This window comes from Paraburkholderia monticola, assembly GCF_001580545.1.
Classification (GTDB): domain Bacteria; phylum Pseudomonadota; class Gammaproteobacteria; order Burkholderiales; family Burkholderiaceae; genus Paraburkholderia; species Paraburkholderia monticola.
Genome location: NZ_LRBG01000038.1, coordinates 582,970 through 602,701, shown reverse-complemented (window position 1 = coordinate 602,701; position 19,732 = coordinate 582,970). Strand labels below are relative to the sequence as shown.

At 65.7% G+C, this 19,732-nt stretch carries 19 protein-coding genes; 12 read left to right on the top strand and 7 right to left on the bottom strand.

Features of this window, described 5'->3' with window-relative positions; genetic code table 11:
- The first annotated feature begins 7 nt into the window (after positions 1-7).
- Positions 8-832 (top strand): IclR family transcriptional regulator, encoded by an 825-nt coding sequence (locus tag CI15_RS30150; RefSeq protein WP_062135687.1) that lies wholly within the window; start codon positions 8-10, stop codon positions 830-832.
- A 36-nt stretch (positions 833-868) separates the two neighbouring features.
- Here the strand turns inward: CI15_RS30150 and CI15_RS30145 are convergent, their stop codons facing one another.
- The gene (locus CI15_RS30145) at positions 869-2,059 is read right to left on the bottom strand and encodes a M20 aminoacylase family protein (RefSeq protein WP_062135684.1); all 1,191 of its coding nucleotides are present in this window, start codon (positions 2,057-2,059) and stop codon (positions 869-871) included.
- Between the two features lie 111 nt (positions 2,060-2,170).
- Between CI15_RS30145 and CI15_RS30140 the strand changes: the two genes are divergently transcribed.
- Positions 2,171-3,079 carry a LysR family transcriptional regulator gene (locus CI15_RS30140; protein ID WP_062135682.1) on the top strand — a complete coding sequence of 303 codons (909 nt, stop codon included), beginning with the start codon at positions 2,171-2,173 and terminating at the stop codon, positions 3,077-3,079.
- 10 nt (positions 3,080-3,089) lie between these two features.
- Here CI15_RS30140 and phnN read toward each other — a convergent pair whose 3' ends face one another.
- From phnN to phnF, 3 genes are read right to left on the bottom strand one after another with little or no spacing between them, the layout of a single operon-like run.
- The gene (gene phnN, locus CI15_RS30135; RefSeq protein ID WP_062135679.1) at positions 3,090-3,641 is read right to left on the bottom strand and encodes a phosphonate metabolism protein/1,5-bisphosphokinase (PRPP-forming) PhnN; all 552 of its coding nucleotides are present in this window, start codon (positions 3,639-3,641) and stop codon (positions 3,090-3,092) included.
- Positions 3,638-4,402: a DUF1045 domain-containing protein gene (locus CI15_RS30130; RefSeq protein ID WP_062135676.1), complete on the bottom strand. Its 765-nt coding sequence runs from the start codon at positions 4,400-4,402 to the stop codon at positions 3,638-3,640. Before CI15_RS30130 ends, phnN begins: the two co-directional genes overlap by 4 nt.
- Positions 4,399-5,157, bottom strand: a complete 759-nt coding sequence (phnF, locus tag CI15_RS30125) for a phosphonate metabolism transcriptional regulator PhnF (protein WP_062135673.1) — start codon at positions 5,155-5,157, stop codon at positions 4,399-4,401. The genes CI15_RS30130 and phnF overlap by 4 nt, the downstream gene beginning before the upstream one ends.
- 180 nt (positions 5,158-5,337) lie before the next feature.
- On the opposite strand from phnF, the gene phnG reads away from it, so the two are divergent.
- The 7 genes from phnG to CI15_RS30090 are packed head-to-tail and all read left to right on the top strand — an operon-like array spanning position 5,338 to position 11,248.
- Positions 5,338-5,844, top strand: coding sequence for a phosphonate C-P lyase system protein PhnG (phnG, locus tag CI15_RS30120; RefSeq protein WP_062135670.1), 507 nt, complete (start codon positions 5,338-5,340; stop codon positions 5,842-5,844).
- Positions 5,844-6,455: a phosphonate C-P lyase system protein PhnH gene (gene phnH, locus CI15_RS30115; RefSeq protein WP_062135666.1), complete on the top strand. Its 612-nt coding sequence runs from the start codon at positions 5,844-5,846 to the stop codon at positions 6,453-6,455. Before phnG ends, phnH begins: the two co-directional genes overlap by 1 nt.
- Positions 6,455-7,597: a carbon-phosphorus lyase complex subunit gene (locus CI15_RS30110; RefSeq protein WP_062135664.1), complete on the top strand. Its 1,143-nt coding sequence runs from the start codon at positions 6,455-6,457 to the stop codon at positions 7,595-7,597. The genes phnH and CI15_RS30110 overlap by 1 nt, the downstream gene beginning before the upstream one ends.
- Positions 7,594-8,526, top strand: a complete 933-nt coding sequence (locus CI15_RS30105) for an alpha-D-ribose 1-methylphosphonate 5-phosphate C-P-lyase PhnJ (protein WP_062135662.1) — start codon at positions 7,594-7,596, stop codon at positions 8,524-8,526. The genes CI15_RS30110 and CI15_RS30105 overlap by 4 nt, the downstream gene beginning before the upstream one ends.
- Positions 8,523-9,293 carry a phosphonate C-P lyase system protein PhnK gene (phnK, locus tag CI15_RS30100; protein WP_062135660.1) on the top strand — a complete coding sequence of 257 codons (771 nt, stop codon included), beginning with the start codon at positions 8,523-8,525 and terminating at the stop codon, positions 9,291-9,293. The genes CI15_RS30105 and phnK overlap by 4 nt, the downstream gene beginning before the upstream one ends.
- An 8-nt stretch (positions 9,294-9,301) precedes the next feature.
- Positions 9,302-10,078, top strand: coding sequence for a phosphonate C-P lyase system protein PhnL (gene phnL, locus CI15_RS30095; protein ID WP_062135657.1), 777 nt, complete (start codon positions 9,302-9,304; stop codon positions 10,076-10,078).
- A gap of 36 nt (positions 10,079-10,114) precedes the next feature.
- Positions 10,115-11,248 carry an alpha-D-ribose 1-methylphosphonate 5-triphosphate diphosphatase gene (locus CI15_RS30090; RefSeq protein ID WP_062135654.1) on the top strand — a complete coding sequence of 378 codons (1,134 nt, stop codon included), beginning with the start codon at positions 10,115-10,117 and terminating at the stop codon, positions 11,246-11,248.
- Between the two features lie 42 nt (positions 11,249-11,290).
- On the opposite strand, the gene CI15_RS30085 is transcribed toward CI15_RS30090, so the two are convergent.
- A complete protein-coding gene (locus tag CI15_RS30085) occupies positions 11,291-13,132 on the bottom strand; it encodes a diguanylate cyclase domain-containing protein (protein WP_062136277.1) in 1,842 nt (613 codons plus the stop codon).
- Positions 13,132-14,358, bottom strand: a complete 1,227-nt coding sequence (locus CI15_RS30080) for an ABC transporter substrate-binding protein (protein ID WP_420915888.1) — start codon at positions 14,356-14,358, stop codon at positions 13,132-13,134. The genes CI15_RS30085 and CI15_RS30080 overlap by 1 nt, the downstream gene beginning before the upstream one ends.
- A gap of 614 nt (positions 14,359-14,972) precedes the next feature.
- Here CI15_RS30080 and CI15_RS30075 point away from each other — a divergent pair.
- The 3 genes from CI15_RS30075 to CI15_RS30065 all read left to right on the top strand — a co-directional run bounded on the left by CI15_RS30075 (position 14,973) and on the right by CI15_RS30065 (position 18,641).
- Positions 14,973-15,755 carry an ABC transporter substrate-binding protein gene (locus CI15_RS30075; RefSeq protein ID WP_062135651.1) on the top strand — a complete coding sequence of 261 codons (783 nt, stop codon included), beginning with the start codon at positions 14,973-14,975 and terminating at the stop codon, positions 15,753-15,755.
- A 267-nt stretch (positions 15,756-16,022) separates the two neighbouring features.
- Positions 16,023-17,138 (top strand): succinylglutamate desuccinylase/aspartoacylase family protein, encoded by a 1,116-nt coding sequence (locus CI15_RS30070; protein ID WP_062135649.1) that lies wholly within the window; start codon positions 16,023-16,025, stop codon positions 17,136-17,138.
- Positions 17,139-17,462: 324 nt separating this feature from the next.
- Positions 17,463-18,641 (top strand): porin, encoded by a 1,179-nt coding sequence (locus CI15_RS30065; protein ID WP_062135644.1) that lies wholly within the window; start codon positions 17,463-17,465, stop codon positions 18,639-18,641.
- Positions 18,642-18,736: 95 nt separating this feature from the next.
- On the opposite strand, the gene CI15_RS30060 is transcribed toward CI15_RS30065, so the two are convergent.
- Entirely contained in the window at positions 18,737-19,642 is a 906-nt protein-coding gene (locus CI15_RS30060; protein WP_082814343.1) for a LysR substrate-binding domain-containing protein, read from the bottom strand.
- Positions 19,643-19,732 lie beyond the last annotated feature (90 nt).

Below are 19,732 nucleotides of genomic sequence, written 5' to 3'. Positions count from 1 at the left end.
AAGGTCCATGAGCAAAGCCCTGCCGCCGTCTTCCGTCGCGCCCGCCACCGTTGAACCGCCCCCGGAAAAACCGGGCGACTCGTACGTGCAGTCGTTCGCGCGCGGTCTCGCGGTCATCCGCGCGTTCGACGCGAAGCGCCCCGAACAGACGCTCACCGACGTTGCGGCGGCGACCGGTCTGACGCGCGCCGGCGCGCGCCGGATTCTGCTGACGCTGCAAACGCTCGGCTACGTGGAAGCCGAGGGGCGCCTGTTCCGTCTGACGCCGAAGATTCTCGACCTCGGCTTCGCGTACCTGACCTCGATGCCGTTCTGGAATCTCGCCGAACCGGTGATGGAAAGTCTGTCGGCGCAAGTGCACGAAAGCTGCTCGGCGGCCGTGCTCGATCGCACCGAGATCGTTTATGTGCTGCGCGTGCCGACCCACAAGATCATGACGATCAACCTGTCGATCGGCAGCCGCCTGCCTGCTTACTGCACGTCGATGGGCCGCGTGCTGCTCGCCTCGCTCGACGACGAAACGCTCGACGCGACGCTGAACTCGACGCCGCTTTACGCGCACACGCCACGCACCGTCACCGACAAGGACGAGTTGAAAAAGCTGATCGAGCAGGTGCGCCGCCAGGGGTGGGCGATCGTCGATCAGGAGCTCGAAGGCGGCTTGATTTCGTTGTCCGCGCCGATTCGCAATCGCCAGGGTCGGGTGATCGCCGCGATGAACATCAGCGGCAACGCGCAGCGCAATTCGGCCAAACAGATGGTGAAGGCGTTTCTGGAACCGCTGCAGCAAGCCGCGCAGACGGTCTCGGAGATGGTCGCCCGGCGCGGCTAACGTACGCGCGCCCAGCGCGGGCGCGCGAAACCACGCTCACTGCGCGAGATAACGCTCCACCAGCCGCGCCCAGAATGCCGCGCCGATCGGCAGGCTATGGTCGTTGAAATCGTAGTGCGGGTTGTGGACCATGCAGCCATCCTCGCCGACGCCGTTGCCGATCCGCAGGAACGTGCCCGGCCGCTTCTGCAGCATGAACGCGAAGTCTTCGCTGCCCATCAGGATCTCGGTCTGCTCGACCACCTTGTCGTCACCGACCAGCTCGCGCGCGACCTGCACCGCGAAATCCGTTTCCGCATCCGTATTGATGACGACCGGATAGCCTTCGATGTACTCGACCTTCGCCTTGCCGCCATAACTCGCGGCCTGCGTCTCGGCCAGCTCGGTGATGCGCTTCTTCAGCAACGCGCGTACCTCCGGGCTGAACGAGCGCACGCTCAGCTCGAGTCGCGCGCTGCTCGAAATCACATTGTTAGCGGTGCCCGCGTGCATCGAGCCGACGGTCACCACGGCCGGCTGCGACGGATCGACGTTGCGCGCGACGATCGTCTGCAGCGCCATCACGATGCTCGCGGCGACCACGACCGGATCGACGGTCAGGTGTGGACGCGCCGCATGGCCGCCGACGCCTTCGATCGTGATGATCGCCTTGTCGCCCGCCGACATGAACGGCCCCTTGCGGAACAGCAGCACGCCCGGCTCCGCGCCCGGATGGTTGTGCAGGCCGAACACGGCATCGCACGGGAAGCGCTCGAACAGACCGTCGTTGATCATCTTCAGCGCGCCGCTGTCGATGCCGCTTTCCTCGGCCGGCTGGAAATACAGATGCACGGTGCCCGAGAAATTGCGCGTGGCCGCGAGCCGCTGCGCGGCGCCGAGCAGGATCGTCGTGTGGCCATCATGGCCGCACGCGTGCATCTTGCCGTGCGTGCCGCTCGCGTACGGCAGACCGGTTTGCTCGATGATCGGCAGCGCGTCCATGTCCGCGCGAATGCCGATGCTGCGCTTGCCGTCGCCCACGCTCAGCGTACCGACCACGCCGGTCTTGCCGACCCCGCGCGTGACCTGCCAGCCCCACTGTTCGAGCTTGTCGGCCACGAGCGCCGAGGTCTGCACTTCTTCGTACGCGAGTTCGGGATGGTGGTGAATGTGATGGCGAATCTCGCGCAGGCTCGCGGTGGCGGGCTCCAGATCGGACACTTCGGTCAAACGCGTGGTCTCGTTCATAGTCTGTGTGGCTCCAGTGGGTAGCCTCGCACTATAGCCATGCCGTTTTGTTCGAATAAGATGCTATTTTTTTCACCCTGATTAACGCGCCTTATATACGGGGTTACCCTTATGAAGCTGCAGCAGTTGCAGGCCTTCGTCGCCGCCGCGCATCACCGCAGTTTGCGCGCCGCCGCGCGCGAGCTTGGCGTCACGCAGCCGGCCGTCACGCACACGATTCGCGAACTGGAAAGCGCGCTGAATGCGGAGTTGATGGTGCGCAGCGTGCGCGGCATCGAGCTGACCGCGTGCGGGCTCGCGCTGCTGCCGCGCGCCGAGCAGTTGCTGGGCGACATGCGCCGCACCGTCGAGGCCGTCGAACAGGTGAAGGGAGAACTGGCCGGCAAGGTCAGCATCGGCACGATGCCGTCGCTCGCGCTGACGGTGCTGCCGCATGCGGTGTCGAGCTTTCGCGAGAAGATGCCGCTCGTGAATCTGCATCTGGAGGAAGTGACGGTGCCCGATGCGCTCGCGCGTCTGCGCAACGGCGCGCTCGATCTCGCGGCGATCCATCACGTGCAGGCTCTCGATAGCGATCTGGTGCAGGTCCCGCTGTACTCGACGCAGTTCGTCGTCACGATGCGCGCCGGGCATCCGCTCGCGAACGTGACGCGGCTCTCTGAACTGCTCGACGCCGAGTGGATCGTGACGGTCGGCGCCGATCACTTCCCGCATAGCGTGATGATGGCGATGTTCAACGCGCACGGCCTGCCGGTGCCGAAGCGCTTGCTGCGCGCGCCGTCGTCGTTTGCGGTGACGCTCGGGTTGGTGTCGCAAACCGACGTGATCAGCTGCTTCACGCGGCCGCTCGCGCAGAAGGTCGCGCCGCTCGGCATTCGTGTCGCGCAGATCGAAGACGCGCTGCCGAACTACGATCTGAGCATCATCTCGCGCCGCGATCTGCTGCCGACCCCGGCCGTGCAGCAGTTCGTCGCCTGTTTGCGTCAGGTCACGCGGGAGCGGATGGGGGCCGTGCAATAAGCCGCTGGCGCTACGCGCTCGCGTGCTCCGTGAGCGCCGCGATCAACGCGTGCCCAGCTTCTTCGAGCGTGCCGGAGTTGTCGATCGTCGTGCAGCGCACGCCGGCCGGCAGCGCAAACGGCGCGCGCCGCGCGAGCCGTGCCGCGACCTGCTCCGCCGATTCGCGCGCCCGCGCGCCGAGCCGCGCTTCGAGAATATGCGGCGCGGCGCTCACGTGCACCACTTCGGCACGCGGATAGCGCAAGAGCGCATGCTGCAGGTATTGCCGGGAGCCATTGACGACCACCGTGCAGCCGCGCGCGAGCCACGCATCGAGTTCGATGCCGATGCCATAGCGCAGTGAATGGCTCGACCATTCGAGCGCGAACAGGCCCAGCACCGAACGCGCGGCGAACTCCTCGACGCTCAATGCGACATGCACCTCGCCATGGCCGCTCGGCCGCGTGATGTAACGATGCGCGAACACGACCGGCTCACCCGCGAGCCGCTTGCGCGCGAATTGCAGCAGCGAATCCTTACCTGCGCCCGACGGCCCCATCACATAGATCAAACGCCCTGTCATTGGCTGCTCACTTCGTCATGCTGCGTGTCCTTGCGATCGCCGCATGGCGTGCCGTGGCTGAACGGCAGCGCCTGCCACAGCACGAACGGCTCGCCCGGCGCCGGCTCGACGAAGAGCGCGGCCCGATCGATCGCGAGCGGCCCGAGCGCGGGCGCGCGTTCACGCCACCATGCGAGCAGCGTCGCGCGCTCGTCGGCATCGGCGAGCGAACTGGACAACGTCATATGAAAACGGAATTCGTCGAACACGTACGGATAGCCCCATTGCAGCAGCAACGCACGTTGCCGCTCGCTGAGCGGCGCGGCGAGCCGGCGCTCGAGATCGGCCGCCGACGGTTGCGTGCGCAGCCCATCGAGCGACTGCAGCGCGCTCGACGCCAGCTCGCGGATGCGCGCCTCGCCCTCTGCATCGGCGGGACGCAACGCGACGAAATCGCCCAGCGTGGCCGCTTCCACCGGTAGCGCGAACGCCTGCTGCGCGAGCGCCCAGGCGCGCGCGGCCGCGAGCAGGTCGTGCTGCGTGAGGCCGGCGCCGAGCCGGAACGGCGCGACCAGCGTGCCATGCCAGCCGTAGCGGCGCGGCGCGTCGGTCAAGGCCGCGAGCGGGCGCGCGAGACCCGGCGGCTGCGGTTGCGCGCAGCGCTCGCCGCTTTGCGCATCGCGGCCGAGCCATGTCGAGCCGGCCTGCCACCACGCGGATTCACGCGACGGCGCGTAGTAGAGCGCAAAGCGCGCTTCGGCACTCCATGCGGCGCCGCTCACAGGTCATGCTCCACGAGCAGTTGCACGCGGTCGGCCGCGAAATGCGTGAAGCCGTATTTGACCGGCGTGCCTTGCAAATCGACGTCGACGTTCTCGACCCACAGCACCGGCTGCTGACGGTTGATGTTCAGCCGCCGCGCGACCTCCGGCTCGGGCAGCACGCTGCCGATGCGGCTCCACTTGCGCAGATAATCGTCGACGCCGAATTCGGCCAGCGCCTTCGTCGTGCCGCCGAGGCGCTGCACCACCTCCGGCAGCTCCGGGAAACGCGCGGCCGGATACCAGCTACGCGCGAACGTGAGCGGCACGCCGTCGGACGCGTTCAGCGACTCGATGCGATACACCGCCGCGCCCGCGCGCAGACCCAACGCCTTCGAAACACTGGGCTCGGCCTTCACGCGCGCGGCCGACAGCATCGTGCCCGCGGGCGAGTGATGCTGCTGACGCAGGTTCTCGGTGAAGCGCGTACGGCGGCCGATCGAATAGTCGATCGCGCCCGGTTGCACGAACGTGCCGCGTCCCTGCTCGACGCTGACGAGGCCGAGCGCGGCGAGGCCGAGCATCGCGCGACGCACCGTGTGTCGGTTGACGTCGAAGCGTTTCGCCAGCTCGCCCTCGCTCGGCAGCCGCCCTTCTTCCCCGAATCCACTCGCCGCGATCTCGGCGGCTAGAATCTGTTCGATCTGTCTCCAGACCGCCACGCCCGCGCCGCGTTCGAGCGTCGTGGTCGGCGCCGCGCTGTCGTTCGATGTCATGGTGCTGTCATTCCCTTCGGTTCAAATGATCGCCATGACGTGCATTGTAGTGCGCGAGCCGTGATGGAAATATGAAACGTCCGCCGCGCACGAGAGTCCAGACGACTACGCTTGTAAACGTCTAGACGTTTAGATGAATAGATGCTCCAATGTCCACTCGCTGGATCGACAGGAAATCCGATGAGCCCGAGTTCCACTCCACCCTCTTCGCCGTTGCCGGCCGTGTCGGCGGCGGCACGGCGCGCCTGGATGGCCGTGCTGGCGCGCACCCCGCGCGCCGACCTCGAAGCCGCGCTGCAGCGCGCGCTGCAAGGCCGCCCCTCGCCCGCCTACGACTGGCTGCGCCCTCCTGAAATCGGCCTCGCGATGGTGCGCGGGCGCATCGGCGGCAGCGGCGATCCGTTCAATCTCGGCGAAGCGACGGTCACGCGCGCCACGCTGCGTCTGCACGCCAGCGGCGACGCCGAAGCCACCGTCGGTGTCGCCTGTCATCTGGGACGCGACCGCCGGCGCGCCGAACTCGCCGCGCTCGCCGATGCGCTGCTGCAAATGCCCGAGCATCACGACAGCCTGCAGCGCTTGCTGATCGAGCCGTTCGCCGCGCAGCAGCAAGCCCGGCGCGCGCAACAACGACAGGACACCGCGGCGACGCGGGTCGAATTCTTCACGATGGTGCGAGGCGACTGATGGAACATCCACCGCTTGCGTTGGCGACGCTGACGCCAGGTTTCGCGGATCCGGTCCACGATACCCAGGCCGTGTTTCGCACGCTGCTCGACGCGTTGTCGCGGCCCGGCACGATCGGCGTGATCGGCGACGTGCTGCCCGAGTTGCGCAACACGCCGGTCGAACCCGCCGCGTTCGCCGCGCTGCTGACGCTCTGCGATTACGCGACGCCGGTCTGGCTCGCGCAGCCCGATATCGCGCTCGGGTCGGCGTTGCGTTTTCATACTGGCGCGCCGCTCGTCGATGCGCCCGGCGAGGCCGCATTCGTGTATCTGCACGATGCCGACGCCCTGCCGCCGCTCGAAAGCTTCGCCCCCGGCAGCGCCGAGTCGCCCGAACAGTCGGCCACGCTGCTGATCCGCGTCGACGCGCTGACGGGCGGCGCGCCGGTCACGCTGAGCGGTCCCGGCATTCTGGACGCCGAAACAATTTCGCCAGTCGGTCTGCCCGCGCGGTTCTGGCACGAACGCGCGCTGCTCGCGCCGCTGTTTCCTTGCGGCATCGATTGTTATCTGGTCTGCGGCCCGCGCGTGATCGGCCTGCCGCGTACAACTGAAGCGAAGGTGAACTGATGTACGTTGCCGTCAAAGGTGGAGAACGCGCGATCGAAGCGTCGTGGCGTCTGCTCGACAAAGCGCGCCGCGGCGATACACAGATCGCCGAACTGAGCGTCCCGCAGATTCGCGAGCAATTGCGGCTCGCGGTCGCGCGCGTGATGACCGAAGGCTCGGTCTACGACGAAGAGCTCGCCGCGCTCGCGATCAAGCAGGCGGCCGGCGATCTGGTCGAAGCGATCTTCCTGCTGCGCGCGTATCGCACCACGCTGCCGCGCTTTGGCTATACGCGCGCCATCGATACCGAAACGATGCAGGTCGAGCGCCGTATCTCGGCGACCTTCAAGGACTTGCCCGGCGGCCAGCTGCTCGGCGCGACCTATGACTACACCCAGCGTCTGCTCGATTTCGCGTTGCTCGCCGAAGGTGATGGCGATAGCGCACGCGAGGACGCAACGCGAATCGGCAGGCCGGCTTCGCAAGAACCTCCCGCGCCGGAACCGATGCCGCGCGTCGTGTCCCTGCTCGACAAGGAAGGACTGATCGAGCAGGAACGCCCCACACCGCACGGCGAGGAACCCGGCGATCTGTCGCGCGAGCCGCTCGCGTTTCCGGCGAGCCGCGCGACACGTCTGCAGAATCTCGCGCGCGGCGACGAAGGTTTTCTGCTCGCGATGGGCTACGCGACACAACGCGGCTACGCGCACTCGCATCCGTTCGCGGGCGAGATCCGCTTCGGCACCATCGCGATCGAGATGGACCTCGACGAACTCGGCGAAGCGGTCGATATCGGCGACATCGACATCACCGAATGTCAGATGATCAACCAGTTCGCCGGCAGCGGCGAGGTGCCGCCCACCTTCACGCAAGGCTACGGTCTGGCATTCGGCCACTCCGAGCGCAAGGCGATGGCGATGGCGCTCGTCGACCGCGCGTTGCGCGCGGAAGAACTCGGCGAGACGCTCGCGTCACCGACGCAGGACATCGAGTTCATGCTGTCGCACAGCGATAACGTCGAGGCGTCGGGCTTCGTGCAGCACCTGAAGCTGCCGCATTACGTCGACTTCCAGGCGGAGCTGGAACTGGTGCGGCGTCTGCGCGCACAGCATCGAAGCAACGATGAAACCCGCCACGCCACCGACAAGGAGCAAGCAGCATGAACGCGCCCGACACCGCGGTTGCAAACGCGTCATACGACAGCGCCGCGCACGGCTACAACTTCGCGTATCTCGACGAGCAGACCAAGCGCATGCTGCGCCGCGCCTTGCTGAAGGCGGTCGCCGTACCGGGCTATCAGGTGCCGTTCGCGTCGCGCGAAATGCCGTTGCCGTATGGCTGGGGCACCGGCGGCATCCAGGTGACGGCCGCGATCATCGGCAAAACCGATACGCTGAAAGTCATCGACCAGGGCTCAGACGAAACCACCAACGCGGTCAACATCCGGCGCTTCTTCGCGCGCACCACGGGTGTCGCGACCACGCGGCACACCAGCGAAGCGACGATCATCCAGACCCGGCACCGGATTCCCGAAACGCCGCTGACCGAGCGCCAGATCCTCGTCTATCAGGTGCCGATGCCCGAGCCGCTGTACCGGCTCGAACCGCGCGTCGCCGAATGCAAAAAGCTGCATGCGCTCGCCGATTACGGGCTGATCAGCGTGAAGCTGTACGAGGACATCGTGCATCACGGCAGCATCGCGACCACGTACGACTACCCGGTGATCGTCAACCATCGCTATCTGAGCTCGCCCTCGCCGATCCCGAAGTTCGACAATCCGAAGATGCATATGAACGCCGCGCTGCAACTGTTCGGCGCCGGCCGCGAGCGCCGCATTCATGCGATCCCGCCTTATACGCCGGTGCGCAGCCTCGACTTCGACGATCATCCGTTCGAAGTGCAGAAGTGGCAGCACGCCTGCGCGCTGTGCGGATCGAAGGAGAGCTTTCTCGACGAGATGATCGTCGACGATGCGGGCACGCGCATGTTCGTCTGCTCCGATAGCGACTACTGCCACGAGCGGCGCGGCGACGGCGACATCGAACCGCCAGCGCCGCTGACGCGCGCCACGCGCGAAGGAGAATCCGTATGACGCCGCTTCTGAGCGCACGCGCGCTCACCAAACAGTATGGCGGCCGCAACGGTTGCCGTAACGTGAGCTTCGATCTGTATCCGGGCGAGGTGCTGTGCATCGTCGGCGAATCGGGCTCCGGCAAGACCACCCTGCTCAACACGCTGGCGCTGAAGACCGAGGCCGATAGCGGCTCGCTGCACTACACCGCCTCGCATGGCGATTCGCTCGATCTGCTCGCGCTGTCCGAGCCGCGCCGCCGATTGCTGATGCGCACCGAGTGGGGCTTCGTGCAGCAGAATCCGCGCGACGGCCTGCGCAGCGGCGTATCGGCCGGCGCCAACATCGGCGAGCCGTTGATGGCGGTCGGTGCGCGCCACTACGGCGAGATTCGTCGCACGGCCACGCAATGGATGGAGCGCGTCGAACTCGACGCCACGCGCATCGACGAATTCCCTGCCGCGTTTTCGGGCGGCATGCAGCAGCGTCTGCAGATCGCGCGCAATCTCGTCACCGGTCCGCGTCTCGTGTTCATGGACGAACCGACCGCCGGACTCGACGTGTCCGTGCAGGCGCGTCTGCTCGATCTGCTGCGCACGCTGACCTCGACGCTGCATCTGTCGCTGCTGATCGTCACGCACGATATCGGCGTCGCGCGTCTGCTCGCGCATCGGCTGATGGTGATGCAGGCGGGCGAAGTCGTCGAGGCCGGCCTGACCGATCAGGTGCTCGACGATCCGCAGCACCCCTATACGCAAACGCTGGTTTCCTCGGTTCTGCCGGTTTGAGGTTCACGATGCGATCCACTGAGGTAGCAATTGACGCAGGTAGCGATGCACGCCAGGGCGAGCGCGCTTTCGCCGACAACGCGGCGCTGATGCTGCGCGCCGCCGGCATCGGCAAAACCTTCACGCTGCACGGCCAGGGCGGCGTGCAAATCGAAGCGCTCGCGGATGTTTCGCTCGAGGTCGAGCGCGGCGAATGCGTGGTGCTGGTGGGACCGTCGGGCGCGGGCAAGAGTACGCTGCTGCGCTGTCTGTACGGCAACTATCTGGCGAGCACCGGCTCGATCGCGATTCGCGACACCAGCGCTCGGGGCCAGCCCATCACGATCACCGGCGCCGAGCCGCGCGACGTGCTGCGTCTGCGCCGCGGCGTGGTCGGCTACGTGAGCCAGTTTTTGCGCGTGATTCCGCGCGTGCCCACGCTCGCGCTCGTCGCCGAGCCGCTGGTGCTGCACGGCGTCGCCGAACACGAGGCCAGTGCGCGCGCGGCCGAACTGCTCGCGCGGCTGAACGTGCCGGAGCGTCTGTGGTCGCTCGCGCCGGCGACGTTTTCGGGCGGCGAGCAGCAGCGTGTCAACATCGCGCGCGGTTTGATCGCCGAGCATCCGCTGCTGCTGCTCGACGAACCCACGGCGTCGCTCGATGCGGAAAACCGCGACGTTGTGGCCGATCTGATCGTCGAGGCGCGCGAGCGCGGCGCGGCGATCGTGGGTATCTTTCATGATGAAGAGACCCGCAACAAGGTCGCGACGCGCCGCCTGGAACTGCGCCCGCCGCTGCGGCATTAAACTGGAACAAGTCCCGACTGACTACGGAGCAAGTCGATGTTGATCAGCAACGCTCGCGTCGTGACGCGAGACGAAGTATTCATTGGCGCCGTGCGCGTCGAAGACGGTGTGATTCGCGACGTCGAACGCGGCGCGAGTTCGGCGCGCGACGCCGAAGACTGGGACGGCGATTATCTGCTGCCCGGTCTGATCGAACTGCATACCGATAACCTGGAGAAGCACCTCGTGCCGCGCCCCGGCGTCGAATGGAATACCGACGCGGCCTTCGTGATCCACGACGCGCAGGTCGCCGCCGCCGGCATCACGACGGTGTTCGACGCGCTCGCGATCGGCTCGCGCGTCAACGCCGGACTGCGCGGCCGCGCGCTGCAGACGCAATGCGCGGAGTCGCTGTTGCGGCTGTCCACGCGCCGACTGCTGCGCGCCGAGCACTTTCTGCATCTGCGCTGCGAGATCGCGACCGCCGACGTGCTCGAGGTATTCGATTCGCTCTGCGCGCATCCGCTGCTGCGGCTCGCGTCGGTGATGGACCATACACCGGGCCAGCGCCAATGGCATGACCGCGAGCAATGGCGCCGCTTCCAGGAGCGCAACGGCAAGATGAGCGACGAGCGCGTCGCGACCGCGCTCGCCGAGCTCGCGGTCGAACAGGAACGTTACGCGGATGCGCACCGCCGCGAGATCGTCGAGCGTTGCGGCCGGCTCGGCATTCCGGTCGCGAGTCACGACGACACGCTGATCGAGCACGTCGAGCAGGCCAAGGCCGAGGGCATCGTGCTCGCCGAATTCCCGACCACGCGCGTCGCCGCGCAAGCCGCGCGCGAACACGGCATCGCGACGATCATGGGCGCGCCGAACATCGTGCGCGGCGGCTCGCATTCGGGCAACGTGTCGGCGCTGGACCTCGCGCGCGCGGATCTGCTCGACATCCTCTCGTCGGATTACGTGCCGTCGAGCTTGCTGACCGCGGTGTTCGATCTGGTCGAAAAAGCGGGCTGGACGCTGCCGCGCGCGATGGCGACGGTCTCGGCCGAACCGGCGCGCACCGCGGGCCTCACGGACCGCGGCGCGATCGAGCCGGGGCTGCGCGCGGACCTCGTGCGCGTGACGATGCTCGACAAGCTGCCGGTGCCGCGCGCGACGTATCGCGGCGGAGTGCGGATCGTTTGAGGGGGGTGCTTGAGGCGGGTCAGCGACACGGCTAACACCGCGTCACGCAGTGGGCTCCGCCTCACGCCCCTCGATCGCATCGCGCGGAGCGCGGGTCTGCTCGAGCTGGGCATTGGCAAGCTCCCTCGCCCTCTCGGCCTGCTCCTCGAGCCGCGCCGCGAGCAGATCCCGGTAGCGCAGATACGCGCAACGTCCGCCCGATTTCGCCGCATACATCGCGGCGTCGGCGTTCAGCAACAGTTCCTCGGCATTGCCGCTGTCGTGCGGGAATTCGCTGATGCCGATGCTCGCGCCAACCGTCAGGCTATTGCCGTCGATGGTCAGCGTTTCGTTCAGCGCATCCATGATGCGTGCGGCAATCGTGGGTGTGACCTCGGCCGCGCGCGCGCCTTCGATCAGCACGATGAATTCGTCGCCGCCGAGCCGCGCGACCACGTCGCCGGCATACAGCACGTCCTTCAGGCGGCGCGCGACGGCGACCAGCACCTTGTCGCCGACCGAGTGGCCGAACTGATCGTTGATCTGCTTGAAGCGGTCGAGGTCGACGAACAGCACGGCGAGCCCTTCCTTGCGGAACTTCGCCTCCTCGATCGCGATTTCGAGCTTCTGCATGAACAGCATGCGGTTCGGCAGGCTCGTCAGCACATCGTGCGAGGCCAGATGCACGAGTTCGCTCTGCTTGCTGTGCAGCGCATCCATCTGCGCGCGGATCTCGCGGCGCAAACGCTCGAAGCAGCGTGCGAGCACGCCGATCTCGTCGGTGCGCTTGAGCGGCAGCGTATGCATCGCGTGCTCGGCGAACAGATGGGTGGCCGCATGCGCGAGCAGATGCAGCGGCTTGGTCAGCGCCCGCGCGAACAGAATCGCCAGCAAGACCGACAAGGCGCTGAACACCAGCACCATGCGAATGATCCGGGTGCCGAGCTGGTTCGCGCCGGCCAGCACGTCTTCGAGCGGCTTCGCGAGACCGAGCACGATGAAGCGGTTGCCCTCCGAGCCGCCGAACGGCCGCCGCACGAATGCCAGCACGCGGCCGGCCGCCTCGCCGGAGCCCGCGAGACCGTTGACGAGCGCCTCGCTTTGCCGTTGCTCGAACAGCGGCTTCGTGACCGGGAAGCTGTCCTGCATCAGCACGCGCCGGCCGCGGTCGAAGCCGAAGGTCTTGGACGGGTCGGGATGAACCAGGAAGTCGCCCCACTCGTTTGCCAGATAGACCTGATAGTCGCTTGGCAAATCGCTCTGCAAACGCCGCAACATGCCGGCCAGATCGATATCGATCACGACGACGCCCACCACCGCGCCGCGCACGTCCGCGATCGGCGTGCCGAGGCGCAGCGTCGGTTTGCCCTGGGCCGCGTGTGTGCCGTACTCGTGATTGACCGCGATCGGCGACGTGTAGATGCGGCCCGGCGAAAACGCGAGCGTTTCGAATACATAGGGAAACTGAGCTTTTTCCTGCAGATCGTCGCCCTGAACGCGCACGAGGCCGTCGCTGTCGCGATCGAAACGGATCAGCTCCAGGCCGTGATGCTGTCGCGTGATCAGCCGTACCTGCAGATACTCCGGGTGATGCAGCATGAAGCTCGCATACACCTGCGCGAGCCGCTCGCGGCCGAGGTTCGTGCCGATGCCGTCATCGCTCTGCGCGACGCTCACCGACGACGGCATCGTCGCGAGCACGAGCGCGTCGGCCGCCACGTCGTCGATCGACACGGCGATGCGCTGGCCGAGCAGCTCCGTCGACGTCTGCAGGCTGTGCTCCGCTTCGTTGACGAGCATCGTGCGATTCGCGCGATACGCGTAATAGCCGGTCGCGCCCGACGCCAGCACGCCGATGCACGCGAGCAGCACGGATAGCTTGAAGGTCAGGCCGCGGTGCAGCATCAGAAGCGCTCCGACCGGTCGCCCGAGACGATCCGCGCCCACAGCTGCTCGCGCCTGTCGATATCCTCGACCGGGCTGATCCAGACGATGTGCGCGTTGGGGTTGCCTTCCGCGGGCTCGGAGAGCGTATTCGCGAGCCCCTGGCGCTGCGTGAGCAACGCGCTCACACTGGGTTCGAGCATGTAGTTGATCCACGCCAGCGCGAGCGGCTTGTCGCTCGCCGCGCGCGTCATCGACCAGCAATCGAGCCACGCGAGCGCGCCTTCGTCCGGCACCACGTAGCCGACGTCGGCGCCCGCGCGGCGCAGCAACTGCACCTGCTGCGTGCCGTAGTTGCCGAACATCAGCGCGACCTTGTGCTGGATGAAGAACGCGGTCGCCTCCTCGGGCAGCGTGTAATAGGTCAGCAGGTTGCGGCGCAGATCGACGAGCTTGTGCGCGATCGTGCGCATCTGCGCGGCGTCGAGTTGAAACGGATGCGGATAGCCCAGCGCGAGCGCGGTGAACGAGAAGTTGTGCTGCGCGCTATTGAAGTCGAGCACCTTGCCGCGATAGCGCGGGTTCCACAGTTCGAGCATCGAATGCGGCGCGACGGGAATCTGCTGGCGATCGTAGATGAGCCCCATCGACGAGTACGTAAACGGAATCGCGTACACCTTGCGCGCCGACGTGAGGCCTTCGATCGAGCCGAGCGCCTGGAAGCGCGGCAACTGCTTCTTCGTGTTCGGCAGACTCGCAAGATCGAGCGGCGCAAGCAGATTCGCCTGCGTATAGCGGCGGATTTCGGCGGTGTTGGCGGCGAGCACGTCGAACGGCGGCGTGTCCGTACTGTGCATCTGTGCCCACAACGCCTCGTCGGAATCGACGAGCGTCACCTCGACCTTCGCGTCGTAACGCGTTTCGAACGCCTTCACGACGTCCGGGTCCGCGTAGCCGGGCCACGCGAGCACCCGCAGCACTTTGTCGGCGGCCGAGGCGGGCGTCGTCGCGCCGAACCCCGCGCACAGGAATGCGCCAATCAGAAAAGGCAGAAAACCGGAAACAACGGCGGACCAGAATCCCGCTGCGCCAGGTGCCGAAAATCTCGATGAAACGCTCGACAAAAACCCGCCGCAAAAACGGCGCTGCAATAAAGCCGCGCGAGCTCCCGCGACAACGCCCGCGATATGTCGCTTAAAAGTCTGTTTACAACAGCCTGTTTGATCCGCTGTGAACATCGTGTGCATGAATAACACCGTTGAGCAGAAAGGCCTTTGAGCGAGCGCAAAACGCGCGGCATTTAAATCTTGACGGCTGTCCGGCGACTGCTACACAGCGATCCCCGCCTGCGCGGTGGTCGGCTTCCGACGCAGGGAGCATCGATGATAGCGCCAAAGCCTTCGTTTTTGCACCGGATCGAAACGAGGGCGAAAAAATATCGGGGGCGGGTAATAACGTGTAATGCGTGGTTCTCGCGACGGTGCTTTCAATTAACGGCAAATGCAGGCGAGATCTTTAACGCTCGGTCCGCGTTTCAAACCCGTTCGGCAAACTCGCGAGAAAACCGCTGTAAATGCGATTCGATAGCGTCGTTTCATTACACGCAGATTACGCCACCCCCACCAACGGAGTACGATCCAGTCACACTGGCTTGCGCGCCGGCGTTGCTCTAGAGGAGCGCCTCCTGCGCCATCCGGTGTTTTACTAGCTTCCCGATATTTTTGAACTGATAAGCTTGGCGCGCGTTGCAGGCCACCCCGGCTTGCAGCCTGACCAGAAGCCCGGCCGCGAGTCGCGCCGGGCGTCCCAAGGCGGCACAACCGCCGCGGGACGTATTGAACTACACCGAGGAGTATAAACAGTGAAAAAACTGCTAGCGGCTTTGACGGTTGCTCTGATTGCCACCGTCTCGATCGGCGCACACGCTAAAGATTGGTCGACGATCCGTTTTGGCGTTGATGCCAGCTATCCCCCGTTCGAGTCGAAAGGCACGGACGGCAAGCTCGTTGGCTTCGATATCGACCTCGGCAACGAAATCTGCAAGCGCGTGGGTGCGAAGTGCGTGTGGGTGGAAAACGACTTCGACGGCATGATCCCGGCACTGAAGGCGAAGAAGTTCGACGGCGTGCTGTCGTCGATGTCGATGACGCCGCAACGTGCTGAACAGATCGCCTTCTCGGCGAAGCTGTTCAACACGCCGACGCGCCTCGTCGCCAAGGAAGGCTCGGGGATCCTGCCGACCGCCGAATCGCTGAAGGGCAAGACGGTGGGCGTCGAACAGGGCACGATCCAGGAAACCTACGCAAAGACCTACTGGGAACCGGCAGGCGCGAAAGTCGTGCCGTACCAGAACCAGGACCAGGTCTACGCCGACCTGATTTCGGGCCGTCTGGACGCAGCACTGCAGGACGCGGTGCAGGCTGAAATCGGCTTCCTGAAGACCCCGCGCGGCAAGGGCTTCGCGTTCGTCGGCAAAGACATCAACGATCCGAAGATCCTCGGCAACGGCGCCGGCATCGGCATGCGCAAGGAAGACACGGATCTGAAGGTGAAGGTCGACAAGGCAATCGCCGACATGATCAAGGACGGCACCTACAAGAAGATCGAGAAGAAGTACTTCGACTTCGACGTGTACGGCAGCTAAACCGCCCACGCGCGCCGCACGCCGCGCTGGCCGGTCGTAGCCGAAACGGGCTCCGCAACGCGGAGCCCGTTTTCTTTTGCGCCGCCACATCGAGCCACATCAAGCCACATCGCGTGACAGATCGGCTAAGATCGTGCGATACGCGGCTTCCGTGAGACAGGTGGCCGCAGTCCGCGCACGTGGACCCCGCGCGCAGCGCCGCGCATTTTCCCCCTTGCAATCAACTACCTAGCGCGGCTCGCTCGAGCGGACCGCGAAGTCAAAACCATGCAAACCCAAACCCATCCGCTGATTGCCCCGTCGCTTGGCACCGCCCGCGAACTGACGAGTTTCCACTACGGTCCCGGCGGCGGACAGAAGATCTATATCCAGTCGTCGCTGCATGCGGACGAGTTGCCCGGCATGCTGGTGTCATGGTCGCTGCGCGGCAAGCTGGCCGCGCTCGAAGCCGCGGGCAAGCTGCGCGGCGAAGTCGTGATCGTGCCGGTGCCGAATCCGATCGGCCTGAACCAGCATCTGCTCGGCCAGATGCTCGGCCGCTTCGAAACCGGCAGCGCGCAGAACTTCAACCGCAACTTCTACGACCTCGCCGAGCTCGTGCTGCCGGTCATCGAGTCGCGCCTGTCCGGCGACATCGACGCGAACCGCGCGGCCATCCGCACGGCGATGCGTGAAGCGCTCGAGGCGCAGCATCCGACCACCGAGCTCGGTTCGCAACGCCTTGCGCTGCAAAAGCTCTCCTACGACGCGGACGTCGTGCTCGATCTGCATTGCGACTGGGAAGCCGCGATGCACCTTTACACCAATCCGGACCTGTGGCCCGAGGTCGAACCGCTCGCGCGCTACCTGGACGCGAAGGCGTCGCTGCTCGCGCTGAACTCGGTCGGCAATCCGTTCGACGAGATTCACAGCTTCTGCTGGTCGGATCTGCGCGGCCGTTTCGGCGAGCGCTTCCCGATTCCGAACGGCGGCATCTCGGTCACGATCGAGCTGCGCGGCCAACGCGACGTGTCGTACGAGTACGCGGAAAAGGACGCACAGGCGATCATCGAATATCTGACCTCGCGCGGCGTGGTCGAGGGCGAGCCGGCGCCGCTGCCGCCGCTCGAATTCGCGGCGACGCCGCTCGCGGGCGCCGAGCCGCTCGTCGCGCCGCTCAGCGGCGTGCTCGTGTATCGCTGTGAAGTCGGCACGTGGGTGGACGTGGGCCACGAAATCGCGGACATCATCGATCCGCTGACCGACCGCGTCGTCACGATCAAAAACACCGTGGCCGGCGTGCTGTACGCGCGGCATCAGGCGCGCTTCGCGACGGCCGGACTCGAGTTCGCGCGCATCGCCGGCGCGACGCCGTTCCGTAGTGGCTCGTTGCTCAGCAACTGACCTTCAAAACCGCCGCGACCCCGTGTTGCGGCCGGCCATGTAACTGCATTTTCACGCACGCGCTGAAGTAATCGATCGCCCGCCGCCCGGCGGGCGATCCGCTATCGTGCGTTCCCACGCCTCTCCCAGGGTCGGCCGACCCACCCCGCCACCGCCCTCCGCCACCGACACGCCCTGAAAGTGTCGCGCCGGCACGACACCGTGAAAAAAGATTTTCACTGTCACAGACCTTACTCAGCGTTCCCTTAAATTGCCGGCCATCGCGCGACATTGCCGTAGAGCAGCGCGTCGCGATCGCTTAATTTTGCTAACCGGAGAAGTTCCTTGAACAAAAAAATCCTGACCGCCGCTACTTTTGCCGTCTTCGCCTCCGCCGCTCACGCACAAAGCAGCGTCACGCTGTATGGCCTGATCGACGCCGGTATCAGCTACGTGAACAACTCGAAAACGGCCACCGGCCACAGCAGCCTGACCAAGTACGATGACGGCGTCGCGAACGGCAGCCGTTGGGGCCTGCGTGGCTCGGAAGATCTCGGCAACGGCCTGAAGGCGATCTTCCTGTTGGAAAACGGCTTCAGCAGCGCGAACGGCACCGCCGGCCAGGGTGGCGCGATGTTCGGCCGCCAGGCTTTCGTTGGTCTGTCGCAGAACAACATCGGCTCGCTGACGTTCGGCCGCCAGTACTCGTTCTCGACCGACTACCTCGGCTCCAACTACGCGACCGGCGGCCAGACCGTCGCGGGTAACTACGCCTATCACATCAACGACGTCGACCAGCTCACGTCGAGCCGTATCAACAACTCGGTCAAGTACAGCAGCGCGAACTTCGCCGGCCTGACCTTCGGCGCGATGTACGGCTTCTCGAACACGGCGGGCGGCTTCGCCGGCACGCCGGGCACGGGCACGACGGCTGCCCCGGTGGCGGGTTCGTCGCGCGCGTACAGCTTCGGCGCGAACTACGCGAACGGTCCGTTCGGTATCGGCGCAGCGTACACGGACATCCGTTACCCGGGTCAGGCCTCGCCGGCCTTCTCGACCTCGCTGGCCAACGTGAGCTTCCCGACGGTCGGCAACGGCCAGATCCAGGATCTGCGCACGGTCGGCGTTGGCGGCCGCTACGCATTCGGCGCGGCGACGCTGTGGGCCCTGTACACGAACACGCGCCTCGCACCGATCTCGGGTGAGTCGACCACGTTCGCCGCGTACGAAGCAGGCGCGAAGTACGCGTTCACGCCGGCTATCACGGCAGGCGCGGGCTACACGTACATGCACCTGAGCGGCGCGAACGTCGGTCACTGGAACCAGGTGAACCTGAGCGGCGACTACGCGTTGTCGAAGCGCACGGACGTGTACGTGCTGGGCATCTATCAGATCGCGTCGGGCCGCAACGGCACGCAGGATCTGCAGGCACAGATCGGTTCGAGCACGAGCTACTTCAGCACGTCGGGCGTCGGTGCCGACAACCAGCTCGCGTTCCGCGTCGGTCTGCGTCACAAGTTCTAAGCAGACGGTTCGCGGCGGGGAGCACGTGCGTTCCCCGCCGGCTTGAATCGATGGAAAACGCCCCACGTGGGCGTTTTTTCTTTTGCGCCGCGCAATCAGTCGAGCAACGCCGGATTCTCGATCGCACCCGTCAGCAATTCGACGAATGCCTGCATCACGCGCGGCAACGTGCGCCCTGCCATCGTCTGCACCTGCAACGAGCGCTGATGAAGCTCGGGATTGCTGATCGGGATCGCGGCAAAGCCATCCGCCGCGAGCCTGCCCCGCACGGTCAGCAAGCCGGTGATCGTGACCGCATCGGTTTGCAGCACGAAACTGTGCAGCGCCGCGTGATAGTTGCTGACGAACACCGGATCGAACACGAGGCCTTCGAGACTGCACGCGATATCGAACAGTTGCCGAATGGTGACGCCCGGGCCATTGATCGCGAGCGGCCACGGTTGCAGATCGGCGAGCGCGACCGATTCGCGTGTCGCCAGCGGATGATCGCGCCGCACCAGCGCGAAGATCGGCGCGCGCTGCGAATGCACCACGTTGATATCCCGCTCGGGCGCCATGCTGAAGCACACCGCGATATCGACGCTGCCGTCGCGCACGCGCTGCGTCGCGACCGACGGCGCGGACACGTCGAGCTGAAAATGCGTGGCCGGGTGGGTGGACAGAAAACGTGCGAATACCCGCGGCAGAAAATGCGGCGCGACACCCTCCGAGCTCGCGACGCGAATGGTCGCGCGACCGCCGTTGCTCAAGCCGCGAATCTCCTCGGTCACGCGTTCCGCATCGAGCAGGCTGCGGCGCGCGTAATCGGCCAATAGGCGCCCCGCGTCGCTGAGCACCATCCCGCGCGGACGCCGCTCGAACAGGGCCGCGCCGACCTCCTCTTCCAGCTTCGCGATCTGCCGGCTCAGGGCCGACACCGCGACATACAGATTCCCCGACGCCTTGCTGAGCGAGCCGCTGCGCACGACCTCGAGGAAATAGCGCAGTGCTGTGTTATCGATCTGGGTCATTGCCATTCTGCTTTGCCGTTTCGGCAACGATATCTGCCAAATATTGTAATTGTCTATAAATATCGTCGACCCCAAGATCGC

What these genes read in the sequence shown, in the direction of transcription:
- CI15_RS30085 (WP_062136277.1), bottom strand. Translation starts at nt 13,132, where the DNA reads ATGCTGCACCGCGGCCTGACCTTCAAGCTATCCGTGCTGCTCGCGTGC.
- CI15_RS30070 (WP_062135649.1), top strand. Translation starts at nt 16,023, where the DNA reads ATGCAAACCCAAACCCATCCGCTGATTGCCCCGTCGCTTGGCACCGCC.
- CI15_RS30150 (WP_062135687.1), top strand. Translation starts at nt 8, where the DNA reads ATGAGCAAAGCCCTGCCGCCGTCTTCCGTCGCGCCCGCCACCGTTGAA.
- phnK (WP_062135660.1), top strand. Translation starts at nt 8,523, where the DNA reads ATGACGCCGCTTCTGAGCGCACGCGCGCTCACCAAACAGTATGGCGGC.
- phnG (WP_062135670.1), top strand. Translation starts at nt 5,338, where the DNA reads ATGAGCCCGAGTTCCACTCCACCCTCTTCGCCGTTGCCGGCCGTGTCG.
- CI15_RS30105 (WP_062135662.1), top strand. Translation starts at nt 7,594, where the DNA reads ATGAACGCGCCCGACACCGCGGTTGCAAACGCGTCATACGACAGCGCC.
- phnH (WP_062135666.1), top strand. Translation starts at nt 5,844, where the DNA reads ATGGAACATCCACCGCTTGCGTTGGCGACGCTGACGCCAGGTTTCGCG.
- phnN (WP_062135679.1), bottom strand. Translation starts at nt 3,641, where the DNA reads ATGACAGGGCGTTTGATCTATGTGATGGGGCCGTCGGGCGCAGGTAAG.
- CI15_RS30080 (WP_420915888.1), bottom strand. Translation starts at nt 14,358, where the DNA reads ATGCACACGATGTTCACAGCGGATCAAACAGGCTGTTGTAAACAGACT.
- phnF (WP_062135673.1), bottom strand. Translation starts at nt 5,157, where the DNA reads ATGACATCGAACGACAGCGCGGCGCCGACCACGACGCTCGAACGCGGC.
- CI15_RS30110 (WP_062135664.1), top strand. Translation starts at nt 6,455, where the DNA reads ATGTACGTTGCCGTCAAAGGTGGAGAACGCGCGATCGAAGCGTCGTGG.
- CI15_RS30140 (WP_062135682.1), top strand. Translation starts at nt 2,171, where the DNA reads ATGAAGCTGCAGCAGTTGCAGGCCTTCGTCGCCGCCGCGCATCACCGC.
- phnL (WP_062135657.1), top strand. Translation starts at nt 9,302, where the DNA reads ATGCGATCCACTGAGGTAGCAATTGACGCAGGTAGCGATGCACGCCAG.
- CI15_RS30145 (WP_062135684.1), bottom strand. Translation starts at nt 2,059, where the DNA reads ATGAACGAGACCACGCGTTTGACCGAAGTGTCCGATCTGGAGCCCGCC.
- CI15_RS30090 (WP_062135654.1), top strand. Translation starts at nt 10,115, where the DNA reads ATGTTGATCAGCAACGCTCGCGTCGTGACGCGAGACGAAGTATTCATT.